The 24,983-nt window shown below is 74.4% G+C and carries 21 protein-coding genes; 15 read left to right on the plus strand and 6 right to left on the minus strand.

From position 1 onward, the window contains the following. The first annotated feature begins 105 nt into the window (after positions 1-105). On the plus strand, positions 106-957 hold the full coding sequence (locus ABTZ03_RS21015; protein WP_350514544.1) for a TIGR03084 family metal-binding protein: 852 nt from the start codon (positions 106-108) through the stop codon (positions 955-957). A gap of 66 nt (positions 958-1,023) precedes the next feature. Then, positions 1,024-1,581, plus strand: a complete 558-nt coding sequence (locus ABTZ03_RS21020; protein WP_350514545.1) for a Uma2 family endonuclease — start codon at positions 1,024-1,026, stop codon at positions 1,579-1,581. Positions 1,582-1,594: 13 nt separating this feature from the next. On the opposite strand, the gene ABTZ03_RS21025 is transcribed toward ABTZ03_RS21020, so the two are convergent. From ABTZ03_RS21025 to imuA', 3 genes are all read right to left on the minus strand, one after another. Next, positions 1,595-4,846, minus strand: a complete 3,252-nt coding sequence (locus ABTZ03_RS21025; protein WP_350514546.1) for an error-prone DNA polymerase — start codon at positions 4,844-4,846, stop codon at positions 1,595-1,597. Between the two features lie 99 nt (positions 4,847-4,945). After that, a complete protein-coding gene (locus ABTZ03_RS21030) occupies positions 4,946-6,697 on the minus strand; it encodes a DNA polymerase Y family protein (RefSeq protein ID WP_350514547.1) in 1,752 nt (583 codons plus the stop codon). Position 6,698: 1 nt separating this feature from the next. Further along, positions 6,699-7,553, minus strand: coding sequence for a DnaE2-dependent mutagenesis accessory factor ImuA' (gene imuA' / locus ABTZ03_RS21035; protein WP_350514548.1), 855 nt, complete (start codon positions 7,551-7,553; stop codon positions 6,699-6,701). Positions 7,554-7,801: 248 nt separating this feature from the next. On the opposite strand from imuA', the gene ABTZ03_RS21040 reads away from it, so the two are divergent. The 7 genes from ABTZ03_RS21040 to ABTZ03_RS21070 all read left to right on the plus strand — a co-directional run bounded on the left by ABTZ03_RS21040 (position 7,802) and on the right by ABTZ03_RS21070 (position 13,384). Then, positions 7,802-8,482: an ArsR/SmtB family transcription factor gene (locus tag ABTZ03_RS21040; RefSeq protein ID WP_350514625.1), complete on the plus strand. Its 681-nt coding sequence runs from the start codon at positions 7,802-7,804 to the stop codon at positions 8,480-8,482. Continuing rightward, positions 8,479-9,216: an SRPBCC family protein gene (locus ABTZ03_RS21045; protein ID WP_350514549.1), complete on the plus strand. Its 738-nt coding sequence runs from the start codon at positions 8,479-8,481 to the stop codon at positions 9,214-9,216. The genes ABTZ03_RS21040 and ABTZ03_RS21045 overlap by 4 nt, the downstream gene beginning before the upstream one ends. 87 nt (positions 9,217-9,303) lie before the next feature. Then, positions 9,304-9,876, plus strand: coding sequence for a dihydrofolate reductase family protein (locus ABTZ03_RS21050; protein WP_350514550.1), 573 nt, complete (start codon positions 9,304-9,306; stop codon positions 9,874-9,876). Positions 9,877-10,002: 126 nt separating this feature from the next. After that, positions 10,003-10,629: a DinB family protein gene (locus tag ABTZ03_RS21055; protein ID WP_350514551.1), complete on the plus strand. Its 627-nt coding sequence runs from the start codon at positions 10,003-10,005 to the stop codon at positions 10,627-10,629. 109 nt (positions 10,630-10,738) lie between these two features. Then, positions 10,739-11,632, plus strand: a complete 894-nt coding sequence (locus ABTZ03_RS21060; RefSeq protein ID WP_350514552.1) for a hypothetical protein — start codon at positions 10,739-10,741, stop codon at positions 11,630-11,632. Positions 11,633-11,736: 104 nt separating this feature from the next. Continuing rightward, the gene (locus tag ABTZ03_RS21065; RefSeq protein ID WP_350514553.1) at positions 11,737-12,873 is read left to right on the plus strand and encodes an SUKH-4 family immunity protein; all 1,137 of its coding nucleotides are present in this window, start codon (positions 11,737-11,739) and stop codon (positions 12,871-12,873) included. Positions 12,874-13,003: 130 nt separating this feature from the next. Further along, entirely contained in the window at positions 13,004-13,384 is a 381-nt protein-coding gene (locus ABTZ03_RS21070; protein ID WP_350514554.1) for a hypothetical protein, read from the plus strand. Here ABTZ03_RS21070 and ABTZ03_RS21075 read toward each other — a convergent pair. Continuing rightward, positions 13,299-14,690, minus strand: a complete 1,392-nt coding sequence (locus ABTZ03_RS21075) for an MFS transporter (RefSeq protein ID WP_350514555.1) — start codon at positions 14,688-14,690, stop codon at positions 13,299-13,301. The two genes, ABTZ03_RS21070 and ABTZ03_RS21075, sit on opposite strands and share 86 nt — an antisense overlap. Before the next feature lie 189 nt (positions 14,691-14,879). Between ABTZ03_RS21075 and ABTZ03_RS21080 the strand changes: the two genes are divergently transcribed. Both ABTZ03_RS21080 and ABTZ03_RS21085 read left to right on the plus strand, forming a co-directional pair. Next, a complete protein-coding gene (locus ABTZ03_RS21080) occupies positions 14,880-15,851 on the plus strand; it encodes a LysR family transcriptional regulator (protein ID WP_350514626.1) in 972 nt (323 codons plus the stop codon). Positions 15,852-16,054: 203 nt separating this feature from the next. Next, positions 16,055-16,816 (plus strand): MerR family transcriptional regulator, encoded by a 762-nt coding sequence (locus ABTZ03_RS21085; protein ID WP_350514556.1) that lies wholly within the window; start codon positions 16,055-16,057, stop codon positions 16,814-16,816. Positions 16,817-16,984: 168 nt separating this feature from the next. On the opposite strand, the gene ABTZ03_RS21090 is transcribed toward ABTZ03_RS21085, so the two are convergent. Further along, complete coding sequence (locus ABTZ03_RS21090; RefSeq protein WP_350514557.1) at positions 16,985-19,369, minus strand: FtsX-like permease family protein; 2,385 nt, start codon at positions 19,367-19,369, stop codon at positions 16,985-16,987. After that, the gene (locus ABTZ03_RS21095; RefSeq protein WP_350514558.1) at positions 19,366-20,091 is read right to left on the minus strand and encodes an ABC transporter ATP-binding protein; all 726 of its coding nucleotides are present in this window, start codon (positions 20,089-20,091) and stop codon (positions 19,366-19,368) included. Before ABTZ03_RS21095 ends, ABTZ03_RS21090 begins: the two co-directional genes overlap by 4 nt. A gap of 272 nt (positions 20,092-20,363) precedes the next feature. Between ABTZ03_RS21095 and ABTZ03_RS21100 the strand changes: the two genes are divergently transcribed. From ABTZ03_RS21100 to ABTZ03_RS21115, 4 genes are all read left to right on the plus strand, one after another. After that, a complete protein-coding gene (locus ABTZ03_RS21100; RefSeq protein ID WP_350514559.1) occupies positions 20,364-21,815 on the plus strand; it encodes a sensor histidine kinase in 1,452 nt (483 codons plus the stop codon). Beyond that, positions 21,767-22,414 (plus strand): response regulator, encoded by a 648-nt coding sequence (locus tag ABTZ03_RS21105; protein ID WP_350514560.1) that lies wholly within the window; start codon positions 21,767-21,769, stop codon positions 22,412-22,414. The genes ABTZ03_RS21100 and ABTZ03_RS21105 overlap by 49 nt, the downstream gene beginning before the upstream one ends. A gap of 342 nt (positions 22,415-22,756) precedes the next feature. Then, complete coding sequence (locus tag ABTZ03_RS21110) at positions 22,757-23,851, plus strand: isopenicillin N synthase family dioxygenase (protein WP_502894532.1); 1,095 nt, start codon at positions 22,757-22,759, stop codon at positions 23,849-23,851. Between the two features lie 223 nt (positions 23,852-24,074). Next, positions 24,075-24,914: a MerR family transcriptional regulator gene (locus tag ABTZ03_RS21115; protein WP_350514627.1), complete on the plus strand. Its 840-nt coding sequence runs from the start codon at positions 24,075-24,077 to the stop codon at positions 24,912-24,914. The last annotated feature ends 69 nt before the right edge of the window (positions 24,915-24,983 follow it).

The following is a 24,983-nucleotide window of genomic DNA, read 5'->3' on the forward strand; positions in this document are numbered from 1 at the left end:
GACATGCGGGTTTCCCGGAGTTCGGGACGGCGGCGGCGCGCGGGGCATAGGGTGCGGCCGCGGACTACCGACGGGTAGCGACTGCCGTGATCCGAGGGGAATCCGATGACCGAGCCGAACACCGCCAGCTTCCCCGCCGCCCCGGGCTCCCCGGGCGGCGTGCTGCACGGCCTGCTGGCCGACCTGCGGGCCGAGAGCGCCGTCCTGGACGCCCTGGTGGCCGGGCTGCCGCCCGAGGGCTGGGCCACGCCCACCCCGGCCGAGGGCTGGACGGTCGCGCACCAGATCGCCCACCTGGCCTGGACCGACGACTGGACGGCGCTGTCCGCCCGCGACCCCGAGGGCTTCACCGCCTCGCTCGGCGGGACCTTCACCGAACTGCTGGCCGCCGGGGCCGACCCGGTCGAGGAGAGCGCCCGGGAGGGTGCCGCCGTCGAACCCGCCGCCCTGCTCACCCGCTGGCGGACCGGCCGGGAGGAGGTGCTGGCCGCGCTCGCGGCCGCCCCCGCCGACCTGCGGCTGCCCTGGTTCGGCCCGCCGATGAAGGCCCCCTCGATGGCGACCGCCCGGCTGATGGAGACCTGGGCGCACGGCCAGGACGTCGCGGACGCGCTCGGCGCGACCCGGGAGCCCACCGCCCGGCTGCGGCACATCGTCCACCTGGGCCTGCGCACCCTCGGCTTCGCCTTCACCGCCCATGGCCTGCCCGCCCCGGAGACCCCGGTCCGGCTCGACCTGACCGCCCCCGACGGCACTTCCTGGGCCTTCGGCCCCGCCGACGCGACGGACGTGGTGACCGGCCCGGCCCTGGACTTCTGCCTGCTGGTCACCCAGCGCCGCCACCGCGACGACCTCTCCCTCACCGCCACCGGCCCGGCCGCCACCGCCTGGCTCCCGATCGCCCAGGTCTTCGCCGGCCCGCCCGGCAAGGGCCGCGCCCCGGCCTCCGGCGCCTGAACGGCCCGGTCCTGGTACGTGCGTAGACTTCGAGTCGGCCGAATGCACAGACCCGGAGGAGTCACCATGAGCTTCTACGAGCGGCACCGCGACTTCGTCGAGGAGGTGCTGCGCACCGCCCCCGACGGCGTCCGGGTCGAATGGTCCGGCGACACGCTGATCATGCAGGCGGCTCCGTCCAACATCCACCAGCTGAACATTCTGCTTGTCCAGCGGCAGTTCGAGCGCCATGTCCCGGACGACTACGGTTTCAGTGGCTACAGCGCACTGACCACCCCCGACGTGACGAAGGAGCGCAGCCCTGATCTGACCTACCTTCCGATCGCCGCCCTGGCTCGGCCCGGCAACACCACCCCCGCCGAGGAGGCCCTCGTCGCGATCGAGGTGGTCTCGCCGTCCAACCCGGGGAACGACTGGGTGGACAAGCTCCGCGACTACGCGCTGATGGGCATCCCGCTCTATCTGATCGTCGATCCGCGCGAGGGGGCGGTAACGCTGTTCTCCGAGCCGAACCACGACCGCTACCACGTGCGGCACGACCGGAAGTTCGGGGACAGCATGCGCATCCCCGAGCCGTTCGACTTCGACCTGGACCTGAGCAAGCTGGTGCGGTACCCCGACTGAGGCGTCCGCGTGCTCAGAGGCCGATCCGGAGCGGGGTGAGGCGGGTGGCGATCAGGTTGGTGGCGCCGCGGTCGCGTTCGATGTGGCCGTGCACCAGGAGGCCGGCCCGGTCCAGGGCGGTGCGGCGCTGGGACTCCCAGACCGGGCGGTTGCAGATCACGTTGATCAGGCCGGTCTCGTCCTCCAGGCTGAGGAAGAGCACCCCGCCGGCCGTCGGCGGCCGCTGCCGGTGGGTGACCAGGCCGCCGACCACCACCGCCGTTCCCGGTGGTACGTCCGGGAGTTGGGCGGCGCTGAGCGCGCCGCCGCGCTCCAGGTGGGCGCGCAGGTGCTGGAGCGGGTGGCTGGTGGCGGAGGTGCCGGTGGCCCACAGGTCGGCGATGGTCTCCTCGACCGGGCTCATCCCGGGCAGTTCCGGCGCCTCGGTGCCGGGGGTGGTGCCGGGGATCAGTGCGGCCGAGATCCCGGCGAACGCCCCGGCCGCCCACAGGGCCTGACGTCTCGTCAGGTCGAAGCAGTCGAAGGCGCCGGCCGTCGCCAGCGCCTCCAGGGCGGGCGCGGGCAGGCCGGTGCGGCGGGCGAAGTCCTCCAGGTCGGTGTACGGCTGCCCGGCCGCGATCGCCTCGGCCTGCGGGCCGCCGATGCCGCGCACCGTCTCCAGGCCGAGCCGGATGGCGGGTTGCGGGCGGCCCGCGGTCAGCGGCGGCACCGGCGTCGGCCCCCGGTACGGTTCCAGGGTGGGGCGCGGCCCGCTGGCGTTGACGTCCACCCCGCGCACCCGGACGCCGTGCCGCCGTACGTCGGCGACCAGGCTGAGCGGCGAGTAGAAGCCCATCGGCTGGTTGGCCAGCAGGGCGCAGGTGAAGGCCGCCGGGAAGTGGTGCTTGAGCCAGGCGCTGGCGTACACCAGGTAGGCGAAGCTGATCGCGTGGCTCTCCGGGAAGCCGTAGTTGGAGAAGGCCTCGATCTTGCCGTAGACGTCCTCGGCGACCTCGGGCGGGATGCCGCGCTCGGCCATCCCGGTGAGCAGCCGCTCGCGCAGCCGGGCGACCCGCTCGTGCGAGCGCTTGGCGCCCATCGCCTGGCGCAGCCGATCGGCCTCGGGCGGGGTGAACCCGGCGCAGTCGATGGCGAGTTGCATCATCTGCTCCTGGAACAGCGGCACCCCGAGGGTCTTGCCGAGGGCGTTCTCCATCAGCGGGTGCGGGCAGCCGGGCGGTTCCGCCCCGGCGCGGCGGCGCAGGTACGGGTGGACGGAGCCGCCCTGGATCGGGCCGGGGCGGATCAGCGCGACCTCGACCACCAGGTCGTAGAAGTGGTCCGGCTTGAGCCGGGGCAGGGTGGCCATCTGCGCCCGGGACTCGACCTGGAACACCCCGACGGTGTCGGCGCGGCGCAGCATCGCGTACACGCCCTCGTCGTCGTCCGGGATGCTCGCCAGGTCGTAGTGCAGCCCGTGGTGCCGGGCGATCAGGTCGCAGGCGTCGTGCAGCGCGGCGAGCATGCCGAGGCCGAGCAGGTCGATCTTCACCAGCCCGGCGCCGGCGGTGGACTCCTTGTCCCACTGTAGCACGGAGCGTCCGGGCATCCGGGCCCACTCGGTCGGGCAGATCTCCCCGATCGGCTCCTTGGTGAGCACCATGCCGCCGGAGTGGATGCCCAGGTGGCGTGGCAGGCCGTGGAGTTGGCCGGCGAGCGAGAGCACGTCGGCGGGGATGACGGCGTCCGCGCCGGGGGCGGAGCGGAAGTCGGTCTGCCGGCTGAAGGCGTCCACCTGGCCCTGCGGGTAGCCGAGCACCCTGGCGGCGTCGCGGATCGCCAGCCGGGGCCGGTAGGTGATCACATTGGCGACCTGGGCGGCGTGCTCGCGCCCGTAACGGCGGTAGACGTACTGGATGACCTCCTCGCGGCGGCGGTTCTCGATGTCCAGGTCGATGTCGGGCGGGCCGTCCCGGGCGGTGGAGAGGAAGCGCTCGAACAGCAGCTTGTAGTGGATCGGGTCGACGGCGGTGATCCCGAGGGCGTAGCAGACCGCCGAGTTGGCGGCCGAGCCGCGGCCCTGGCACCAGATGTCCTGGCTGCGGCAGAAGTCCACGATGTCGTGCACGATCAGGAAGTAGCCGGCCAGCGCGAGGTCCTCGATCACGTCCAGTTCCCTGGCGAGCTGACGGCGGGCGGCGGCGTTGCCGGGGCCGAAGCGGGCCGGGCCGCCGGCCGCGACCAGGGCGCGCAGGTGGCTGATCTCGGTCTCGCCCTCGGGCACGGGGTAGCCGGGCAGTTCCGGGTCCAGCCGGGCGAAGTCGAAGGCGCAGGCCCGGCCGAGTTCGGCGGTGGCCCGCTGCACGCCGGGGAAGCGGGCCAGTCGGGCGGCCATCTCGCGGCCCGAGCGCAGGTGCGCGGTGCCGGACGCCCGGGTCCAGCCGGCCGCCTCCTGGAGGGTGCGGCGCTCGTGCAGGGCGGCCAGGCTCTGGGCGAGCCGCCCCTGGGCGGGGCCGGCGTGGTGGGCGTTGGTGGAGGCGACGGTCGGCAGCTCGACCGCGGTGGCGAGCGCGGCGAGGGCGCCGTTGCGCCGGTCGTCCCCGGGCAGCCACTGGTCGATCAGCTCGACGTGCACGTTCTCCCGGCCGAACGCCTCGGTGAGGGTGCGGAGTTGGCGCTTCGCTTCGCCGGACGCGAGGGCGGCCGGGACCCGGCCCAGGCGGCAGCCGGTGAGCACCGCCCAGTGGCCGTCGTGGGCGTCGGCCAGCGTCCCGAGGTCGTACACCGGGCGGCCCTTGGCGCCGCCGGCCAGTTGGGCGGCGGCGATCGTGGCGGAGAGGCGGCGGTAGCCGGCCGGGTCGCGGGCGAGGACCAGCAGGTGCTCCTCGGTCGCGGTCGCGCCGTCGCGGAGGGTCAGTTCGGCGCCGAAGACGGTGGCCACGCCCGTCCCGCGGGCCGCTTCGGCGAGCCGGACGGCGGCGTAGAGGCCGTCGTGGTCGGTGACCGCCAGGGTCTCCACGCCCAGCCGGGCCGCCTCGGCGACCAGGTCCTCCGGGTCGCTGGCGCCGTCCAGGAAGCTGAAGGCGGAGTGGACGTGCAGTTCGGCCCAGGGTTCGGCGGTTCCGGTCCTGGTGGCGGGGTCCCCGGCAGGGACTTCAGGGCCTTCTCCGGCAGGGCCTTCTCCGGCAGGGCGGCGCAGCGGGACGACCGTGCGGTCCGGCGCGGCGCCGGTCAGCCGGCGGTGCAGCTCGCTCCAGGGGAGGGTGGGGTGGCTGGTGAAGCCCATCGGGGGTTGCCTTCGTCGTTCTCGTACCGGTCCTGCTCCCCCCTGCTGGTCCTGCTCCCTCCAGCTGGTCCTGCTCCCCCCTGGTGCCCGGATCGCCGGTCAGTCGTAGCCGGCCTCCAGGTACCACCCACCCCCCTCCACGGTGAGCAGCAGCGCCCGGCCGCCGTCCACCACCATCTGGAACCGCGCCCGGCGGCGGGCCTGCGACTGGTCCCACCAGTACTCGACCGCCGGCCAGGGCCCGGTCCAGCCCGCCACCCGCTCCTCCCGGCCCCGGAACACGACCAGGGCCGGCCGGGCCGACACCCCCGCCCGACCGTCCACCGTGACCGGCCGCCCCGCCTCGTCCAGCACCCGCACCGGCGCCGGCTCGCGCAGCACCACGGCCGGCCAGAGGTCCGCCGACCGCCCCGCCAGCCGCCCCGGCCAGGGCGCGTCCGCCGGGGCCGCCGCCTCGTACGGCTCGCCCCATGGCACCCGGACCTGCTGCTCCCCCGGGCCACGCCCGCCGGCCGGCTCGATCCGGCGCAGCCCGGCGTGCCCGAGCACCGACTGCACCCGGGCCACCGCACGCTCCACCCGGTCGTCCGCGACCGCCTGACCCCACAGGGCGAGTTGGCGGCCCTGGTCCGGGGAGAGGCCGTCGGGGGCGAGGCGGAGCAGGGTGAAGCCCTCGCGGCTGTCCGCGAAGGTGCCCGCGCCCTGCCAGGCCTGCAGCTGCCAGCGGACCCGTTCGGCCAGCGCCGTCGCGGACAGCCGGCCCTCGTGCCGCCACAGCCGCGAGGCCGTCCGATCGTCCGCGCAGGCGACCTCGACGGCCACCCGGCGACAGGTCAGCCCGGCCCCGGCCAGCCGCTGGTGCAGCTGCTCGGCCAGCGTGCGGGCGACGAACACCAGCGGCTCGGCCGACGGCTCCGGCGGGTCGAAGCGCTGCTCCACGGCGAGGTCGGGCTCCTCGTCGCGCGGCACCAGCGGACGCGGCTGCAGGCCGCGGGCCAGCCGGTGGGCGACCGCCCCGGCCGGGCCGAAGCGGTCCGCGACCGCCTCGGGCGGCAGTGCGGCGAAGGCCCCGACGGTGGGCAGGCCGAGCCGGTCGAGCAGCTCGGCCAAGGCCTCGTCGCCCAGCGCGCCGACCGGGTACGGGGCGAGGAACTCCGCCGTGCGCCCGGCGGGCACCAGCACCCCGGCACGGGCGGCGAGCACGGCGGCGAACAGGCCGTCGGCGACGCCGATCAGGGCGTGGGGGGTGGTTCGCGGTCGCGTCGGTGCGGGTGGTTCCGTAGGTTCCGTGGGGCCCGCGGGTACAGCGGGTCCAGCGGGTCCAGCGGGTCCAGCGGGTACATCGGGTCCCGCGGGTACATCGGGTCCCGCGGGTCCCGCGGGTCCAGCGGGTCCAGCGGGTTGTGGTTCACCGGGGACCGTCACCGCGCCGGGGACGGCGTCCGGGACCGGCGGCCGGCCGAGGGCGTCCGCGACCGCCGTGCCGACCAGGGTCGCCAGCGCCTCCTCGCCGCCGAAGTAGCGGCCCGGGCCCTTCACCGGGATGGCGCACAGGCCCGGGCGGATCACCTCCACCCGGGGTGTGAAGGCCTCCACCGCCGCGACCACCGGCTCGAAGCGGCGGGTCTCCGCCTCCGGGTCGCGGTCGCGCAGCTCCAGCTCCGGGCAGAGCCGCTGGGCCAGCTTGAGCCGCTGCCCCTGCCGCACCCCGGCCGCCCGGGCACCCGCCGAGCAGGCGAGGATCCGCCCGCCCTCGGTGACCGCCACCGGGTCGTCGCCGGTGACGGCCACCACCGGCCAGTCCGGGCACCAGACCACCAGCACCCGGGGGGTCCTGTCGTCGCCGGGCATCTCAGACCACCGCCGCCACGCGTGGCGGCGCCGGCTCCGTCACCGGTACCAGTTCTGCCGCCGGTACGAGCTCCGCCGCCGGTACCAGTTCCGCCGCCGGCACCGCCTCCGGCCCCGGCGCGGCCTGCGGCTGCTCCCGGACCGGGCGCACCGCGCCGTGCTCGTCCGGCAGCCAGAGCCGGGCCGACCGGCCGCGCACCGCCGCGCCGCGCCCCTCGGCCACCACCTCCACCTGCCGCCCGGCGAGCTGGCCGTAGCCGTCCCCCAGCCCGAACCAGCGCCCGGAGCGCACCCCCAGGCGCAGCACCGCCCCCGGCCACGGCCCGGCCACCAGCAGCACGCAACCGCTGCGCCGCAGCACGGCGGCCAGTCGGGTGGCCAGCTTCGGCGGTACCGGCCCGTCCGGGCGCAGCATGATCAGTTCGACCGCGCCGGCCAGCACCGACACGACCTCGGGCCAGTGCTGCCCCGGGTCGTCCGCGACCAGCAGGCGGCGCAGGTCCAGCCCGTACCCCTCGGCGGCGGCCAGTCCCAGGTCCGGCAGCCCGACCGCCGCGGCCCAGCCGCCCTCGGTCTCCCGGACCCCGGCGGCCAGGGCCAGCAGCAGTCCGGCGTCCCCGCCCGCCACCGAGACCGCCGTGCCGCGTCGCAGCCCGCCGTCCGGCAGCACCTCGCGCAGGGCGGGCACCACCGGAAGCAGTCCGTGCCCGGCCGCCGGGTGCGTGCCCGGTCCGCCCTGCCCGCTCGACTCGCTCAGCCCGTTCTCGGGCGCGGCAGCCGGGAGCGCCACCGGGCGCAGCGCGGGGCGTTCGAGCTGGTCGGCGGTGGATTCGAAAACAGATTCGAAAACGGACACAGCCCCAGGATCGAACATCCGTTCGTAAAGATTCAAGTCCGCGCCGTCGCCCCCATTCGTCACGCTCCGTGTCGGATGCGCCGAACGTGCGATGCCGTTCAGTCGATCGGACCGCCCCGGCACCGCCCTCGGAGCCGCCATCGAGCCTCCGTCGGGGCCGCCCGCGCACCATCCCGCCGGGCCGCCATCGGGCTACCGACAAGACTTTTTTCCTTGACAATTTTTCTTGTCGGTTGAATGCTGGAACGGTGCTGGACGTCGCCGTGATCGAAGAACCCGCCGCAGCCGAGGCCTCCCTGGACCCGATACGGTCCCGGATCCTCGCCTCCCTCGCCGAGCCCGGCTCGGCCGCCATGCTGGCCACCCGCCTGGGGCTCCCCCGGCAGAAGGTCAACTACCACCTGAAGGAGCTGGAACGGCACGGACTCGTCGAACTCGCCGAGGAACGGCGCAAGGGCAATGTGACCGAACGGGTGTACCGCGCCACCGCCGCCTCCTACGTGATCTCCCCCAGCGCCCTGGCCGCCGTGAGCCCGGACCCCTCCCGCTCGCCCGACCAGCTCTCCGCCCGCTGGCTGCTGGCCCTCGGCGCCCGGCTGGTCCAAGAGGTCGGCGCCCTGCTGACCGGCGCCGCCCGCGCCCAACGGCGGGTCGCCACCTTCGGCATCGACGCCCAGGTGCGGTTCGCCTCCGCAGCCGACCGGACGGCCTTCGCCGAGGAACTGGCCCGGAGCGTGGCCACCCTGGTCAGCCGCTACCACGACGAGTCGGCGCCCGGGGGGCGCAGCCACCGGGTGGTGGTCGGGCTGCACCAGATCCCCTCGGCGGCACAGCCCGGCACCGAGGCCGCCACCGCCCCCACACCCACACCCACACCCACACCCACACCCACCGTCACCCCCGAGCCCGTTCAGGAGGACCGGACATGACCCACCCGTTCGAGATCGAGCTGGAGACGATCCTCCCCGCGAGCCCGGAACAGGTCTGGGAGGCGATCGCCACCGGACCGGGCATCGACTCCTGGTTCATGGGACGCAACGAACTCGACCCGCGCGAGGGCGGGACCCTCGTCATGGAGACCGGGGGCCACCGCACACAGGCCCTCGTCACCGCCTACGAGCCGGGCAAGCGCCTGGCCACCCGTACCACCACCGCCGAGGACGGCCGGTTCATGGCCTTCGAGTACCTGATCGAGGGACGGGACGGCGGCAGCACCGTGCTCCGCGTCGTCCACAGCGGCCTGCTCGGCGACGACTGGCAGGACGAGTACGACGCGCTGCGCCGCGGCTGGCCGTTCCACCTGCACACCCTCCGCGAGTACCTCACCCACTTCCCGGGACGCACCGGCACGCCGGTCTTCGCCGCCGCCCCGGCCCCCGAGCGGCCGGGTCCGGAGGTCCGGGCCGCCCTCGCCCGGGCCCTGTCGCTGCCGCTCCCGGTCACCGTGGGCGCCCGGGCCCACGCCGAGCCGGCCGGGCTGCCGCCGCTGGACGGCGAGGTGGTCCGCGCGGACGACGAGTGCTTCGGGATCCGCACCGCCGACGCCCTCCTCACCTTCCACCACGGCAGGGGCATGGCGCTGATGTTCCATCACCTCTTCGGCGCGGCACCGGAGGACGCCGAAGCGTCCTGGCAGCGTTGGCTGACCGCGCTCCTCGCCTGACACCCCGCCCCCTCCGTCTCCCTCCGTCTCCCTCCGCCTCCCTCCGCCTTCCCCCGACCGCACGGACGCACGAAAGAGGAACCACCCATGCGCACCCTGATCAGCACCGCCTTCATCTCGCTCGACGGCGTCATGGAGGCCCCCGGCGGCGAACCCGGCTACCGGAACTCCGGCTGGACCTTCAAGGACGTCGAATTCGTCCCCGCGGCCTACGAGATCAAGGGGAGGGAGCAGGAGGAGGCCGCCGCCATGCTGATGGGGCGGGTCAGCTACCAGTCCTTCAGCCCGGTGTGGCCGGACATGGCCGAGTTCGCCCGCTACAAGACGCTGCCGAAGTACGTCGTCTCCACCACCCTCGCCGAGGACGACCTGGTCCCCAACTGGGGCGAGACGACCATCCTGCGCTCGCTCGACCAGGTCGCCGCCCTGAAGGAGGGCGAGGGCGGCCCGATCATCCTCCACGGCAGCGCCGACCTGAACCACAGCCTCTCGGACGCCGGCCTGATCGACCGCTACCACCTGCTCGTCTACCCCCTGCTGCTCGGCGCCGGCAAGCGGCTGTTCAGCAGCACGGACAAGGACACCCAGAAGCTGGCCCTGGTCGAGTACGAGGTCTACCCCAACGGCCTGCAGAAGCAGGTCTTCGACGTCGTCCGCTGACCGGCGTCGCTTCGCCTCCCGGTGCCGGTCCGCCGACCGGTGCCGGGCAGCTGTGGTCGGGTGCCTGACCGTCCGTCGGCGATCAAAACCGGTGGACAGGTCCGCGCAGCTCAACACACTGGTCCCATGACGACGAACGTGACGGCGGACGTGACGAGGAACGTGACGGCGGACGACGACAAGAACGACCTGCGGATCTACGTCCAGGACGCCCGCGACGCCTTGGTGTGGAAGCTGGACGGCCTCTCCGAGTACGACCTCCGGCGACCGCTCACACCCACCGGCACCAACCTGCTGGGGCTGGTCAAGCACGTCACCGGGGCCGAGGCACTGTACCTCGGCGAGACCTTCGGACGGCCCTTCCCCGAACCGACCCCGCTGTGGTTCATCGGCACCGACGAACCGAACGGCGACCTGTGGGCCCGCGCGGACGAGAGCACCGAGGAGATCCTCGGGCGCTACCGCCGGGTCTGGGCCCACTCGGACGCCACCGTCGAGGCGCTGCCGCTGGACGCGATCGGCGAACTCCCCTTCGGCGACCGCCCGAAGCAGACCCTGCACCGGGTGCTGGTCCACCTGATCGCCGAGACCCACCGGCACGCCGGCCACGCCGACCTGGTCCGCGAACTCATCGACGGCGCCGTCGGCCAGCGGTCCGACGGCGCCAACATGGCTCCCGGAGAGCCGAGTTGGTGGCAGACGCACCACGACCGGGTGGAGCAGGCCGCCCGACGGGCCGGCGGGCTCGCCTGAGGTGGGGACGCCGGGCGCGGAGCAGGGGGTCCGGACGACCGTCCGCTGCGAGTGCTGCGGGGGCGCCGCCGTCCGGAGCATCGGGCAATTCCTGCAACACGGCACGGAGTTGCGCTGGTACGACGAGCACGACTGCCCGTCCTGCCAGCTGACCGCATGCGACTACTCGGGCCCGGAGGCGATGCCGGCGGAAGGGCGCACGGCCCTGCTGACCGCCCACGGCCCGGCCCGGCTGCGGCTCCCGGGACCGCTCGGCGATCCGGTGGCGGCGCTGCGCGTACTGCGGGCGGAGCCCGGCGTGACACTCGGGCTGGCGCGTCAACTATTGGACGAGCTGAGGGAGTTCGGCTTGACCGGGACGGCCGTCGAGATGGCGTGGCGGCGGGCGCGACTCGCCGAGCGGGGCGTCGCGGCCGAGGTCGAAGCGGGCTTCGGGCGGGCGTACCGGTACGTGGGCCCGCCGGAGTTGTGGGAGTGGGCGGTGGACCTCGGAAGCCCCGGCGGCCAACCGGTCAGGACCGAGGGAGAGTTCGCCGACTGGGCGGCGGCGCGGACGGCGGCGGAGCTAGCGGAACCGTTCACCTTCACCGTCGACCTGGGCGGGGCGCTCCGGCTCGCCCCGCGCCGCAGTGAGCACGTGGCCTGCGCGGGTGGGGAATTGGTGCTGAGCGCCGGGGAGATCGGGTTCCGACGGTCGGACGGCGGCGGGGGCGGCGACAGGGACGGCGGCGGAGGTGGGAGGGCGGGCGGGGGCTGGGAGGTCGGAACGGTCGGCAACCTGTCCACCGGCTACTGCCCGGACGTCGCCTCCTGGCCCGCCGTCGCCGCCGCCCTCGACCGGCTCGCGCTGCCGCACCCCGGCAGCTTCACCGACCCGGTGGTGTTCCGCCGCTGCCCCGGGTGCGGGCGCTGCGGCATCGTCCGGGAGGGGCACCACGTCTGCGTGTTCTGCGACGCGGACCTGCCGGAGCGGTGGAACGTGGACGACGTACCGCTGCCGTAGGCGTCCGCCGGTGAAACCCCCGTGGCGCTGTCGGGTCGGCCCGCTAGGGTCTGGTGGATCGAGGGGCGGAACCGTGAAGGGCGGGGCACGTGGGGTGTGTGCGGGTGGCCGGGCTGCCGGGCGGGGTGGTGCACGAGGGGAGCCGGGAGTTCCTGGTGCGGGAGGGCCTGCCGGCGGCCGGGGCGTTCCTGGACTTCGGGGCACTCGGCGGCGGGACGCTGCGGGCCTTCCCGACTGACGGTCCCGAGCGGCTCTACGTCCTCGGGGAGACCGACTACTGCACCCCGTTCGCCGCCGTCGGCAACCTGGTACTGCTGGACGGCAGCACCGGTGAGGTGTCCCTGGGCAACGGCGGCCCCCTGCGGGACCCGCTGGCCACCGACCTCGCCGCGCTGGCCTCGCTGGTACGGGAGGTCGAGGCGGTCGGCGAGGCGGCCCGGCACCCGGAAGCGCGGGGCGGACGGCGCGGGCCCGCGGTGGTGGCCGAGGTGATGGCGGAGGCCGAACGGCGGCTGCGGGAGATCGACCCCGGGCTGTTCCGGCCCGGTGCCGCGCCCGCGCACTGGGGGACGGCGCTGCTGGTGCGGACCCTGGGCTGGGGCGCGCTGCCCGGCGGCCCGGACGGGCCCGCGTACCAGGTCGGCGGGGAGCTGGTGGCCGAGCTCGCGGCACTGACCGACGAGGACGGCGGCGAGGGCCTGGTGCACCGGTTCCGGCCGGAGGCGCTGCCCGCCGCCCTGGTGCACGAGCCGACCCGGCAGCTGCTCACCGAGGTCGGGCTGCCGCTCGGCGGGGCGATGTTCGGGGTGTGCGAGGAGCCGCTGGTCACCATGGCGGAGGCGTACCCGGAGTACTTCGACGGCGAGGAGGAGCGCCCGTACCAGCGGGACTTCCTCGCCCTCGGGGACTGGCCCACCGACCTCACCATCGCCCTGGACGGCACCACCGGCCGACTCGAACTGCCCGACTGGTACGACGACGGCCAGCCCGAGGCCTATCTGAACCGCGACCTGTCCGCCCTGCTCTACGCGCTGTGGACGTACGAGCGGCTGCGCGCCGAATGGGACCGCTGGGACTACGGCCGGGGCCAGGACACCTGGGCGGTGTTCGACCCGCAGTCGCTGCTGAGCACCGTGGTGGACCGGCTGGTCGAGGGCGTCGACCCCGAGGCCTTCGCCTCGCCCGGCCGCTCCTGGCGGCTGCTCGCGGAGGACGGGCACATGGGCGGGCTGCTCGGGTGACGCGGGGCGGGTGGTCCCGGGGCGGGTGCCCCGGGCTGGGTGATCCGGGGGCGGGTGGAGGGCTTGATCCACATCTGGGCGGGTCTTGATCCACGCCCGGTCGGGGCCGTCGCGCCGGTACGCTGCCCCGGTGACGAACATCCGTACGGCGGCCGGGCGAAGACGGGCGATGCTCCTCGGCATCAGCGCCGTCCTCTCCCTCGCCTCGGCCGGCACGGTGTACGGCCTGCTGTACGTACGGTCGCTGGACTACGGGCAGCGCTGCGAGCGCGGACTGGTGTCGGGCGGCGGGCGGCTGCTGGAGACCGGGGCGTCCTGGCTGCCGCCGGACGCCTGGTGCCGGTTCGAGGACCAGAGCCTGTCCACCACCCCGTTCTGGGCGCTGCTGCTGTTCTACGGGCTGCTGACGGTGGTGGTCTGGTCGGTCAGCTCACTGGTGCGCACCCTCCGTCCGCGCCCGAACCCCGGGCTGGACTGGCAGCCGGGGCACGGCCTCGGTCCGGGGCGGTAGCCGGGCGGCCGACCGCCGCCGTCGGTGCCGGTGGTGCCGGTGGTACCGGTGGGCGACGGCCGGTGCGCGCCCGCAGCGGGGAGAGGTAGACCGGCAGGAAGGCCGTGGCGAGGACCGCCCCGCCGAACCAGAGCGTGGTCCGCACGCCGAGGAGTTCGCCGAGCAGCCCGGAGAGCGCCGAACCGATCGCGAGCGCGCCGGTCAGCAGGAAGCGGAAGGTCGCGTTCATCCGGCCGAGCAGCGGATCAGGGGTCATCCGCTGGCGCAGGCTCACCCCGAGCACGTTGTCCATGCCGGTCTTGAGCGAGACCAGCAGCCACCCCGCCCCGGCCGGCAGCAGCCACGGCCCACCGTCGATCAACGGCACCAGCAGCCCGGCGGGCGCCGCGCACAGGCCCGCCAGGGCGAGGGTGCGACCGTCGCCGAGCCGGGCGGAGATCGGGCGGGCGCAGCGCGAACCGAGCAGGATGCCGACCCCGCCGGCCGCCCAGAACAGGCCCAACGCCGCGGCGGGGAGGTGCAGTTCCCGCACGAACAGCACCGGGAGCAGGGTGTTGACCAGCTGCGAGCCGAGGTTGTTGAGGGCCGCGGTGGCGGCCAGTGCACGCAGCCGCGGGTTGCCGAGGACGTGCCGCAGGCCCTCGGCGATCTGGGGGCCGAGGCCGACGGTGGGAGCGGTTCCGGCGGTGGCGGTTCCGGCGGTGGCGGGAGCGGCGGTGGCGGGAGGGGCCGGATGCAGCGTGGTCAGGCGCAGGGCCGAGCCGAGGTGGCTGAGCGCGGTCACCACGATCGCCGACGGTGCGCCGAGCAGCTGGACCAGCATCCCGCCCGCGCCGCGGCCGGCGACGTTGCCGACCGCCATCAGGCCGACCACGGCGGCGTTCGCGTCCACCAGGTGCCGGCGGCCGACCAGTCCGGGCAGCACGCTCTGCGAGCCGACGTCGAAGAACACCGTGGCGGCGCCGGTGAGCAGCGCGACCGCGTACAGCTGCCCGAGGGTGAGGCCGCCCAGCCACCAGGCGAGCGGGACGGAGGCGTAGAGCAGGGCTTTCACCAGGTCGGCGACGATCAGGACGCGGCGGTGGCGCATCCGGTCGACCCAGGCGCCGGCGGGCAGGCCGATGAGCAGGAAGGCGAGGGTGCTCAGGGTGGCGAGCAGGCCGGCCTGCCCCGGGCCCGCGTGGAGGGCGGCGACGGCGACCAGGGGGACGGCGACGTAGCCGACGTTGGTGCCGAGCTGGGTGAGGGCGGTGGCGGCGAAGAGGGTGCGGAAGTCGGGGATCCGCCAGAGGGAGTCGGGGCGCATGGTCCGTTTCGGTCGCTGGTGGGTGACGGGCGCTGGTGGGTGACGGGCACTGGTGGACGGTGGTGGTCGCCGGTGGGTGCCGGGGAGGTGCCTGATGACGGTCGCGCGACATGATCAGGTAGCACAAGCGAAAAGTTCTTCACGACCTTTAAGCTGCGCTGCATGAATGCCTCGCTCGACGTCCGCCGGATGCAGGTCCTGCGCGCCGTGGTCGACCACGGTTCGGTGAGCGCCGCCGCCGGAGCGCTCGGCTACACCCCGTCCGCCGTCAGCCAGCAGGTCGCGACGCTGGAGCGGGAGACCGGGACGGCCCTGCTGGAGCGGATCGGGCGCGGGGTGCGGCCGACCGCCGCCGGACTGCTGCTGGCCCGCCACGCGGCCGCCATCGACCGGCAGGTCGCCGAGGCGGGCGCGGCCCTGGCCGACCTGCGGGCCGGGCGCAGCGGCAGCCTGACCGTCCGCTACTTCGCCACCGCCGGCGCCGCCCTGGTCGCCCCGGCCGTCGCACTCTTCCGCCGGGAGTACCCCGGTGTACGGCTCGACCTCGGGCTGACCGACCCGGCGGACCCGCTCGGCGAGGTGCAGGACGGCCGGGCGGACCTCGCGGTGGTGTTCCGGTCCGAGAAGACGGCCCCGACCGGCCTGCGGCTGGTGCACCTGCACGACGATCCGTACCGCGCCGTGCTGCCCCGGGGACACCGGCTGGCCGCACGGCGCGTCCTGGAGCTGACCGAGCTCGCGGACGAGCCCTGGGTGGGCGCCGAACCGCCCGGCCCCTGCCGGAGCCTCGTGCACGAGGCCTGCGACGCGGCCGGGTTCCGTCCGGCGATCGCGGTGGACGGCGCGGACTACCTGACCGCACAGGGCTTCGTCGCGGCGGGGCTGGGCGTGTCGCTGCTGCCGGAGCTGGGCCTGGCCCAGCGGCACCCCGGGGTCACGGTGCGCCGGGTGCGCGGACCGGAGCCGGTGCGGACGCTGCACGCGGCGGTGCGGGAGGGGGCGTGGGGGCAGCCGGTGCTCGCGGCCCTGGTGGCCGCGCTGCGGTCGGCGGTGGGGGCGGCGGAGGCGGTGGAGACTTCATCGGTCCTCCTGGGACGGGGAGTTGTGGATTCCTCCGGGATGCGTTCTCCGGTGCGCCCACCCTCGCGGGCGGCGGGTTAGCGCCCGTACAGGGGACGGCAAAGGCAAGGCGCGGGAGAGAAGGAGTGCGGACCATGGGCGGCGGTCCGCGGAACACCTGCACCGCCGCTGCGGACTTGAAGTTGCCGCAGCGGCAGCTTCTACCGTCGTGACCAGGGCCGGAGGAACCGGCCCGGTCGAGCGACACCGCACGTCGATGGACGGCCCGGGAGAAGGAGAGCGCAATGGCCTGGCCGATCGCAGAAGTCGCCCGGATGTCGGGCGTGACCGCCCGGACCCTGCGGCACTACGACGAGATCGGCCTCCTGCCCCCGGCCCGGATCGGCTCCAACGGCCACCGCTACTACGAGGAGCGGCAGTTGCTGCAGCTGCAGCAGATCCTCGTCCTGCGGGCACTGGGCGTGGGGCTGGCCGAGATCTCCCGGATCCTCGGGGACCAGGTGGACGAACTGGAGTCCCTGCGGAGCCACCACCGCCGACTGGTCGCCGAACGCGACCGGATCGACGCCCTGGCCGCCACCGTCTCGCGCACGATCGCCGACCTGGAACGCTCCCGGAAGGACGGCACTCCCATGACCAGCATCAACCGACCCGAGAACCTCTTCGAGGGCATCCAGCCCACCGAAATCGACTTCAGCCTGCGTGACTTCCCCGAGCAGGCCGAGGCCGCCCGGCGGGCGACCGCCGCGATGACCCCGACCGAGATCGAGGCCGGCCAGCGTGAGCGGACCGCACGGATGGTCCGCCTGGCAGAGCTGATGGCGTCCGGCCAGTCGGCCGACGCCGAGCCGACGCAGCACATGATCGACGAGGAGTACCAGCTGCTCAGCGGCCTCCGCACCGTCCCGGTGGAGGAGTACCTCGCCATCGCGCGCTCGTGCACGGAGAACGAGCAGTGGAGCGCCGCGTACGAGGCCATCGCCCCGGGGCTGGCCGCCTACCAGCGCGCCGCCATGGAGGCGTACGCGGCGGCCCGGCTCTCCTGAGCCGGAGTCGGCGGGGGCGGGGGGCGGGGCCGGGCAGGGAGCAGCTGGGGCGGGACCGGGGGCCGCGGGGGAGCCTCCGGCCTCCTCCCCCGGCACTCCCGGCCACATCCGGCCGCACCCCTCCGCTCCCCGCCGACGTCCCGGCGGCTCCCCTCCGGCTCCCTGCCCTCACTCCGTTCGCAGCGCCGTCACCGTACGGGTGCGGGCGGCCCAGGTGGCGGGCAGGAGTGCCCCGAGCAGGGCCAGCACCAGGCCGCCGAGTATCAGCGGCCCCACCACCGTCGGGGAGAACACGGTGAGGTCCTGATCCGGCACTCCGAGTCCGGCGGCTTCGGCCATCGCCGGCATCACCAGGTGGTGCACCGCGATCCCGATCGGGACTCCGACCAACCCGGCCACCAGTCCGCTGCCGCAGACCGAGGTGAGCACCATGCCGATGGTCTGGCGGGGCGACATCCCCAGTGCCTTGAACACCCCGAGGTCGTGCACCCGCTCCCGGGTGTCCAGCAGCACCGTGTTGAGCACGCCCAGCCCCGCCACCACGGCGAGCAGCAGTGTGAGCGTGACGGCCAGGGTGTTCATCGCCAGCACCACGATGTTGAGATGGTCCTCGCCCGGGTCCGCGCTCAGCCCCATCGGCTCCACCGCCGCGTCCAGCCCGTCGGCGTAGGCCTTCGCGTCGGTGCCCGGGGTGAGGTCGATGTGGAAGGAGAGCGCCTCAACGTGGATCGGGCCGCCGAGCGGCTCCAGCGAGGCCCGGTCCAGGAACACCACGTCCTCCACGGTCAGGACCTCACCGCTGATCTTCGCCGGGGTGCTGTGCCCGTGGTCGGTCAGGGTGACGGTGTCACCGACCTTCGCCTGGTTGGCCCGTAGGAAGGCCGCGCTGACCGCCACCTCGCCGGGGCCGTGGAACCAGCGGCCCTTGACCAGTTGGAAGCCGCTCCAGGAGGCGTCGCCGCTGTAGGCGACCACCTGGGAGCGCCCGGTGTTCCCCGCGACGGCGACCGGGGTCGGCACGCTGCTGTACCAGGCCCGGGTACCGGGGCGGGACTCGATCGCCTTCCGCACCGCCGCCTCGTCCACGTGGTCGACGGCCTTGTCGCCGTCGATCGGCGCCTGGACCACGACCTTGCCCCCGCGATCGGCCGACAGGCCCTGCTGGAACAGGCCCAGTGAGAGCGTCAGCCCGACGCAGAGGGTGACCCCGACCGTGCCGAGCACCACCGCGGCGGCCGTGGTCGCCGAGCGGCCGGGCCGGTTCAGCGGGGACGCCAGCCCGAGGCTGAACGCGCGCGGCAGTGGGAGTCGGCCGATCAGGTTCTGCAGCCGGGACGGCAGGCCCGCCGCTCCGGCCCGGCCGGCCCCGGCGGCCGCCCGCTTGGCGCCCGGCGCCGTCCGGCCGACCGCGAGCGCCTCCACCGTGCGCAGCCGCCCGGCCCGCAGGGCCGGGACCAGCGCGGTGCCGGCCACCGCGCCCAGGGCCGCCACCGCGACCACCGCGTCCACCCAGAGCGGGATGCCGAGCAGCCCTCCGCGCAGGGCCTTGTGCGCCATGCCGAGCACCGGCACGGCGAACAGGTTGCCCCCCAACACCCCGAGTGCGGTGCCGACCCCGGCCGGGATCAGCGCCTGGCCGACGTAGGCCCGGGCCACCTGGGCCGGGGTGAAGCCCAGCGACTTGAGGATGCCGATCCGCCGGGTGGCGGCGCTCACCGCGCCGCTCACCACCACACCGATGATCAGCACCGACATGGCCAGACCGAGCACCCCGAAGGCCGTGACGAACGGGACGAAGGTCGAGGCCGTCCGGTTGGCCTCCTCCCGGGCGGGCCGGTTGGTGGTCGCCTTGACGACCGCACCGCTCGGCACGGCGGCGGCGATCGCCGCGCTGTCGGCGTCCACGTCGGCATCGCTCGCGGCGTGGGCGAAGCGGTAGAGGTATTGGGCGGCGGGCACCGTGCCCGGCGCGGTCAGCCCGGCCACCTGCTCCGGGGCGACCCAGCCGTCCGCGCTCCAGGAGACGGAGGCGGCCAGGCCGACGACCTTGAGCGTCGGGTGCCCGGGCAGGTCCGGGAACTGTGCGCTGTCCCCGACCGCCAGCGGGGAGTGCCCGTCCAGGAAGACCACCTCGCCGGGGCCCTCGATCCAGCGGCCCATGGTGATCCGCAGGTCGTCCATCGGGCCGTCCTGGGCGCGGCCGACCAGCGTCATCGGCGGCAGCGGGCTGCCGGGCGGCGGGATCTTGGTGTCCGGGCCGGACCGCGGCTGGAGGGTGACCGCCGGGTAGGGCCCGACCGAGGCCGTCACCCCCGGTGCGTGCGCGGCCGCGGCGAGTTGGGCGGGGCTCGCCCTGGTCGGGTCGTACAGCACGTTGAGGTGCGCGCCGTGCTGCTCGGTGAACGAGCGCTCGTACGGGGCCTGGGCGGCGACCACCAGCCCCAGGGCGAGGATGCAGGCCGTCACGGACATCATCGTGGTGAGCACCATGACCAGGGTCTGCACCCGCTTGCGGCCGACCCCGGCCCGGACCACCTTTCCCATCGCACTCATGCGCCCACCCCGCTCCGGCCACCGGCCGCCGGCACCGCCGCCGTGTCCCGCACCAGCCGGCCGTCGAGCAGTTCGATCGTCCGGTCGGCGCAGGCCTCGGCGAGCGCGGTGTCGTGGGTGACCAGCAGAATCGTCTGACCCTCCGCGTTGAGCCGGCGGAGCAGGTCGCGGACGTCGGCCGCGGAGGCGGTGTCCAGCGCTCCGGTCGGCTCGTCGGCCAGCAGCAGCGGCGGACGGTTCATCAAGGCGCGGGCCACCGCGACGCGTTGGCGCTCGCCGCCGGAGAGCCGACCGGGGAAGGACCCCGCGTGCCGGGCCACCCCGAGCCGCTCCAGCAGTTCCGAGGCCCGGGCCCGGGCCTGGTCCCGGCGCATCCCGGCCAGTTGGGCCGGGAGCAGCACGTTGTCCTCCACGTTCAGGTCGTCCAGCAGGTTGAAGAACTGGAACACCATGCCGATCCGCTTCCGCCGGTACTCGGCCAGCGCGGCCTCGCCCAGCTCGTGCACGGCCACGCCGTCCACCTCGACGCCGCCCTCGCTCGGGCGGTCGAGGCCGGCGATCAGGTTCAGCAGGGTGGACTTGCCACTGCCCGAGCGGCCGAGCACGGCCAACGCCTCGCCGGCCCGCACCTCCAGGTCGAGCCCGGCCAGGGCGGGACGGGCTGCGTCGGATCGGTCGTACGTCTTGCTGACGCCACGGATCCTGATGATCGGCGCGCTCACGGGCCCTCCAGGGTTCTGGGTCCGGCACCGGGAGGGGCCCGGTCCGGCTGACGGAACATCACGCTACGAATCCGCGACCGGGGGCGGACAGCCGTCTAAGCGGCGTCCTGGGGGTGTATCCAGATACACCCCGAACTGGGTGTTCAGGCCTAGAGCATCGGGCTTCCAGGCGGGGCAGACTGACCCAGCGAAAGATCGGAACCGGGGCCCGCGGGGCTCCGGCGGTCAGGCTCAGGGCCCTGAACCGGGGCTCGGAACGGAGGGGGTGCGACATGAGGGCAGGAGTGATCGACCAGGCGGTCCGGCGGGTGGGCCGGGCCTGTGCGGACGGCGTACGCGCCTGGTACGCGGTGACGTTGGCCGTGACGGGGCTGATCTCGCTGCTGGCCGGGCCGGTCCTGGTGGGCGCCGCGCTCTTCGGCCCCGACGAGTCGCAACAGTTCGGGTTGGGCGGGCCGTTGATCCTGCTGGTGCCGCTGGGCCCGGTCGCCCTCTGGGCGCTGTGCTGGGCCACCGGCGGCGGTGGCCGGGCGGTCGGGGCCGTGCTGTTCGCCCCGGGCGCGCTCGCGGTGACGGCCACCCACCTGTACGGCGGCGCCGCGCCCGGCAACCGGTCCGTCTCGCTCTGGCTGGCCCCCTCGCTGCTGGTGCTCGGGCTGTTCGGGACGCGCTGGATCGCCACTGAGAGCCGACGGCTCGTCGGCCGGTGGAGCGGACAGCCGGTCCCGGTGCCGTACCGCCACCCGGCGGACCCGGCCGGGTCCTGGCACCGGTTGCGGTCCGGCGGCTGGCTGACCGACCCGGCCACCTGGCGGGACCTCGCCTGGACGCTCCTCACCGGCCTCGCCGTGCTGTTCACGGCCGCGATCGTGGTGCTGACCCCGCTCGCCCTGGAGGTCTTCGGCCGGAACGGGCTGCTCTTCCCGCTGGTGCTCGTCTACGGCATGGGCGTCTGGGCGGCGCCGTTCGCGATCCTGTGGGCCGCCCCGCCCGTCCTGCGGCTGCACGAGAAGGCCGCCCGGTCCCTGCTCGGCCCCTCCCGACAGGCCGAACTCGCCCACCGGATCAGCCATCTGGCACGCACCCGGGCGGACACCATCGATGCCGGGGCGGCCGAACTGCGCCGGATCGAGCGGGACCTCCACGACGGGGCGCAGGCCCGACTGGTGGCCCTGGGGATGCTGCTGACCGTCGCCGAGCAGATGAAGCACGACCCGGAGGCCCTCGGGCCGCTGCTCGCCGAGGCCAGGACCTCCTCGGTGAAGGCGTTGAGCGAACTGCGGGACCTGGTCCGGGGCATCCACCCGCCGGTGCTGGCCGACCGCGGCCTGGCCGACGCGGTCCACGCGACGGCGCTGGACCTGCCGCTGCCGGTCACCTTCACCGGCGGCCTGCCCGGCCGGGCGCCGGCTCCGGTGGAGTCGGCCGCCTACTTCGCGGTGAGCGAGCTCCTGGCCAACGCGGTGAAGCACGCCGAGGCCTCGCACATCTGGATCGAGATAGGGCACAGTGACGGGCTGCTGCGGATATCGGTGACCGACGACGGGCGCGGAGGCGCGGACCCGTCCCGGGGCACCGGCCTCAGCGGAACCGAACGCAGACTGGCCGCCTTCGACGGAGTGCTCGCGATCAGCAGCCCGTCCGGTGGTCCGACCATCGTGAACCTGGAGATCCCGTGCGCGTTGTCATCGCCGAAGACCTCTTCCTCCTCCGGGACGGGCTGACCCGGCTGCTGGAGGCCAACGGCATGAAGGTCACCGCAGCGGTCGAGAACGGCGAGCAGCTGCTCGCCGCGGTGGCCGCCGACCGTCCCGACATCGCGGTGGTCGACGTGCGGCTGCCACCGAGCTTCACGGACGAGGGGCTGCGCGCGGCGCTGGCGGCCCGGCAGGCCCACCCGGGCCTGCCGGTGCTGGTGCTCTCGCAGTTCGTGGAGCAGCTCTACGCCCGCGAGCTGCTGGCCGGCAGCTCCGGCGGGATCGGCTACCTGCTCAAGGACCGCGTGCTGGACGGCACGCAGTTCCTCGACGCCGTCCGGCGGGTCGCCCAGGGCGGTACCGCGATGGACCCGGAGGTGATCACCCGGCTGCTCACCCACAACTCCTCGGCCGGTCCGGTCTCCACCCTCTCCCCGCGCGAGCGCCAGGTGCTGGGACTGATGGCCGAGGGCCGTTCGAACGCGGCGATCGCCCAGCAGCTGGTGATCACCGAACGAGCGGTCGCCAAGCACACCGCCTCGATCTTCGTCCGACTCGACCTCCAGCCCTCCGACGACGACAACCGCCGCGTCCTGGCCGTCCTGGCCTACCTCAACAACGCCTGAAAGGGGTCGACGACTGCCGAAGGCCCACCTGGGCAACCATCCGATGTGACAGGCCTCGAACAAGTGAGGGATATCACTCCGCCGTGAGGGGCTCGCCTGCCGCCGAACGGGTCATTTAGGCTGATGAGGTGCTCATCCTTGTTCGCCGCCGCCACGTGGACCTGCTCCGCGTGACGACCATGTCCTGTCGACGCTCCGGCTGAACCTCGCGCCACCCACCCTCACGGCGGTCCCGAGCGGCCGCCGCCACCTCCCGGCTACCGGAGAGCACCCCGCCGCACCAGGCGGCGCCTCCGTCCGTCCCCGGTCGACCACCGGAACCAGCCGGGACGAGACCAGCGGATGTCACACATGACGCACCAGTACGCACCCGTATCCGGAACCGGCTCCACCCCGGAAGCGCTCCCGGGGGACCTCCCCCAGGCCCTTCCCGAGTCCCTTCCGGTGATCGACCTCTCGCTCGCCGACAGCAGCCCGGAGGACCGCCGCCGGCTGCACGACGAACTCCGCGCCGCGGCCACCGGTGTCGGCTTCTTCCAGCTCGTCGGCCACGGCATCACCCCCGAGGAAACGGCTGCCCTCACCGGAGCCATGCGCGCCTTCTTCGCCCTCCCCGAGGCCGACCGGCTCTCCGTGAGCAACCTCAACTCCCCGCACTACCGTGGCTACACCCGCACCGGCGACGAGCTCACCGGCGGCAACCAGGACTGGCGCGACCAGCTGGACATCGGCGCCGAGCTGCCCCCGCACACCCCCGGCAGCGGCGAGCCCCCGTACTGGTGGCTGGAGGGCCCCAACCAGTGGCCGACCGCGCTCCCCGAGCTGCGCACCGCCGCCCTCGGCTGGATCGACCACCTCGGTTCGGTCGCCCGCCGCCTGCTGCACGAGCTCCTCGCCGCGATCGGCGCCCGCCCCGACTTCTACGACGACGCCTTCGCGGGCCACCCCCACCTGCGGCTGAAGCTGGTCCGCTACCCCGGCACCGCCCCGGACGGCGCCGGCCAGGGCGTCGGCGCCCACAAGGACTACGGCTTCATCACCCTGCTCCTCCAGGACACCGTCGGCGGCCTCCAGGTCGAGCGCCCGGACGGCACCTTCCTGGACGTCCCGCCGCTCGACGGCGCCTTCGTGGTCAACCTCGGCGAACTGCTGGAGGTGGCCACCGACGGCTACCTCAAGGCCACCAACCACCGCGTGGTCAGCCCGGCCGGAGCCCGCGAGCGCTTCTCCGTCCCGTTCTTCTACAACCCCCGCCTGGACGCCCACGTCGAGCCGCTCGACTTCCCGCTCGCCCACCACGCCCCCGGCGCCACCGAGGATCCGGCCAACCCGCTCTTCGCCGACTTCGGCTTCAACGAGTGGAAGGGCTACACCCGGGCCCACCCCGAGGTCACCCGCCGTCACCACGCCGCCCTCGCCGGGCCTGCGGCCGCCTGAGCCCAGGGCCCGCCCGGAAACCCGCGACGGCCGAACCGGCACGCACCCCGATACGTGGGTGCGTGCCGGTTCGGCCGTTCCGGCGCGCCAGGGGCGTATGCCGGGTCGGGCGGCCAGGACGCCGCGACGGGCCTGCGGTCCCGGAACCGGGCCCTGGCGGGCCGCGTGGTGGAGTGGTGGAGTGGTGGAGAACCCTTGGCCGTCGCACCGATCGATGGACCTGATCGCGGAGCGCTGTCACACTACTGCTGTCACAGCAGTAGTGTCCCGGCGCGGGAGGCGGCAAGTGGGGAAGCACGGCTCCGGGGTGGGCGAAGTGCGGCTGACGGTGGACGAGTTGGCAGCGCGGGCCGGGGTGACGGTGCGGACCGTGCGGTTCTACGGGACCAAAGGGCTGCTGCCGCCGCCGGAGCTGGGGCCGCGGCGGGTGGGCCTGTACGGGGCGGAACACCTGGACCGGCTGGGACTGATCGAGGAGTTGCAGCGGCAGGGGCTGACGCTGGCCGCGATCGAGCGGTACCTGGCCCGGCTGCCGGAGGACAGTACGCCGCTGGGTCTGGCGATCCACCGGGCGCTGGTGGCGTCCTGGACGCCGGAGGCGGCCGAGGAGATGGGCCGGGCGCAGGTGGAGCGGCGGGCCGGCCGGGGGCTGTCGGAGGAGCAGGTGGAACACCTGGTCGCGATGGGGGCCTTGGAGCGGACGGCCGACCCGGAGGTGTTCCGGGCGGACCCGGGCCTGCTGCCGCTGGGCGTGCGGATCCTGGACGTACCGATCCCGTTGGAGACGCTGCTGGCCGCCCGCGCGGTGGTGCTGGAGCACAGCCGGGCGACGGCACGGGAGTTGCAGCGGCTGTTCCGGGAGACAGTGTGGAAGCCGTACCGGGAGAGCGCACCGGACCCGGCGGAGCTGGCCCGGATGAAGCAACTGACCGACCACATCCAGCCGATGGTGGCCCAGGCCCTGGTCACCGCCTTCCAGCGGTCGCTCCGGGAGGAGTTGGGCGAGGAGTTCGGAGCGGAGTCCAGCGAGGGACCGGACGAGCCGGGGAAGCGGGACGGGTGAGTGGGGTGGGGTAGGGCCGTGGCGACCCGGCCCCACCCCACTCACCCTGGCCGACAACGATCGCCCGCC

Source organism: Kitasatospora sp. NPDC096077, from assembly GCF_040303245.1.
Classification (GTDB): Bacteria; Actinomycetota; Actinomycetes; order Streptomycetales; family Streptomycetaceae; genus Kitasatospora.

What these genes read in the sequence shown, in the direction of transcription:
- ABTZ03_RS21015 (WP_350514544.1), top strand. Translation starts at nt 106, where the DNA reads ATGACCGAGCCGAACACCGCCAGCTTCCCCGCCGCCCCGGGCTCCCCG.
- ABTZ03_RS21020 (WP_350514545.1), top strand. Translation starts at nt 1,024, where the DNA reads ATGAGCTTCTACGAGCGGCACCGCGACTTCGTCGAGGAGGTGCTGCGC.
- ABTZ03_RS21025 (WP_350514546.1), bottom strand. Translation starts at nt 4,846, where the DNA reads ATGGGCTTCACCAGCCACCCCACCCTCCCCTGGAGCGAGCTGCACCGC.
- ABTZ03_RS21030 (WP_350514547.1), bottom strand. Translation starts at nt 6,697, where the DNA reads ATGCCCGGCGACGACAGGACCCCCCGGGTGCTGGTGGTCTGGTGCCCG.
- ABTZ03_RS21045 (WP_350514549.1), top strand. Translation starts at nt 8,479, where the DNA reads ATGACCCACCCGTTCGAGATCGAGCTGGAGACGATCCTCCCCGCGAGC.
- ABTZ03_RS21050 (WP_350514550.1), top strand. Translation starts at nt 9,304, where the DNA reads ATGCGCACCCTGATCAGCACCGCCTTCATCTCGCTCGACGGCGTCATG.
- ABTZ03_RS21055 (WP_350514551.1), top strand. Translation starts at nt 10,003, where the DNA reads ATGACGACGAACGTGACGGCGGACGTGACGAGGAACGTGACGGCGGAC.
- ABTZ03_RS21075 (WP_350514555.1), bottom strand. Translation starts at nt 14,690, where the DNA reads ATGCGCCCCGACTCCCTCTGGCGGATCCCCGACTTCCGCACCCTCTTC.
- ABTZ03_RS21080 (WP_350514626.1), top strand. Translation starts at nt 14,880, where the DNA reads ATGCAGGTCCTGCGCGCCGTGGTCGACCACGGTTCGGTGAGCGCCGCC.
- ABTZ03_RS21085 (WP_350514556.1), top strand. Translation starts at nt 16,055, where the DNA reads ATGGCCTGGCCGATCGCAGAAGTCGCCCGGATGTCGGGCGTGACCGCC.
- ABTZ03_RS21090 (WP_350514557.1), bottom strand. Translation starts at nt 19,369, where the DNA reads ATGAGTGCGATGGGAAAGGTGGTCCGGGCCGGGGTCGGCCGCAAGCGG.
- ABTZ03_RS21100 (WP_350514559.1), top strand. Translation starts at nt 20,364, where the DNA reads ATGAGGGCAGGAGTGATCGACCAGGCGGTCCGGCGGGTGGGCCGGGCC.
- ABTZ03_RS21110 (WP_502894532.1), top strand. Translation starts at nt 22,757, where the DNA reads ATGTCACACATGACGCACCAGTACGCACCCGTATCCGGAACCGGCTCC.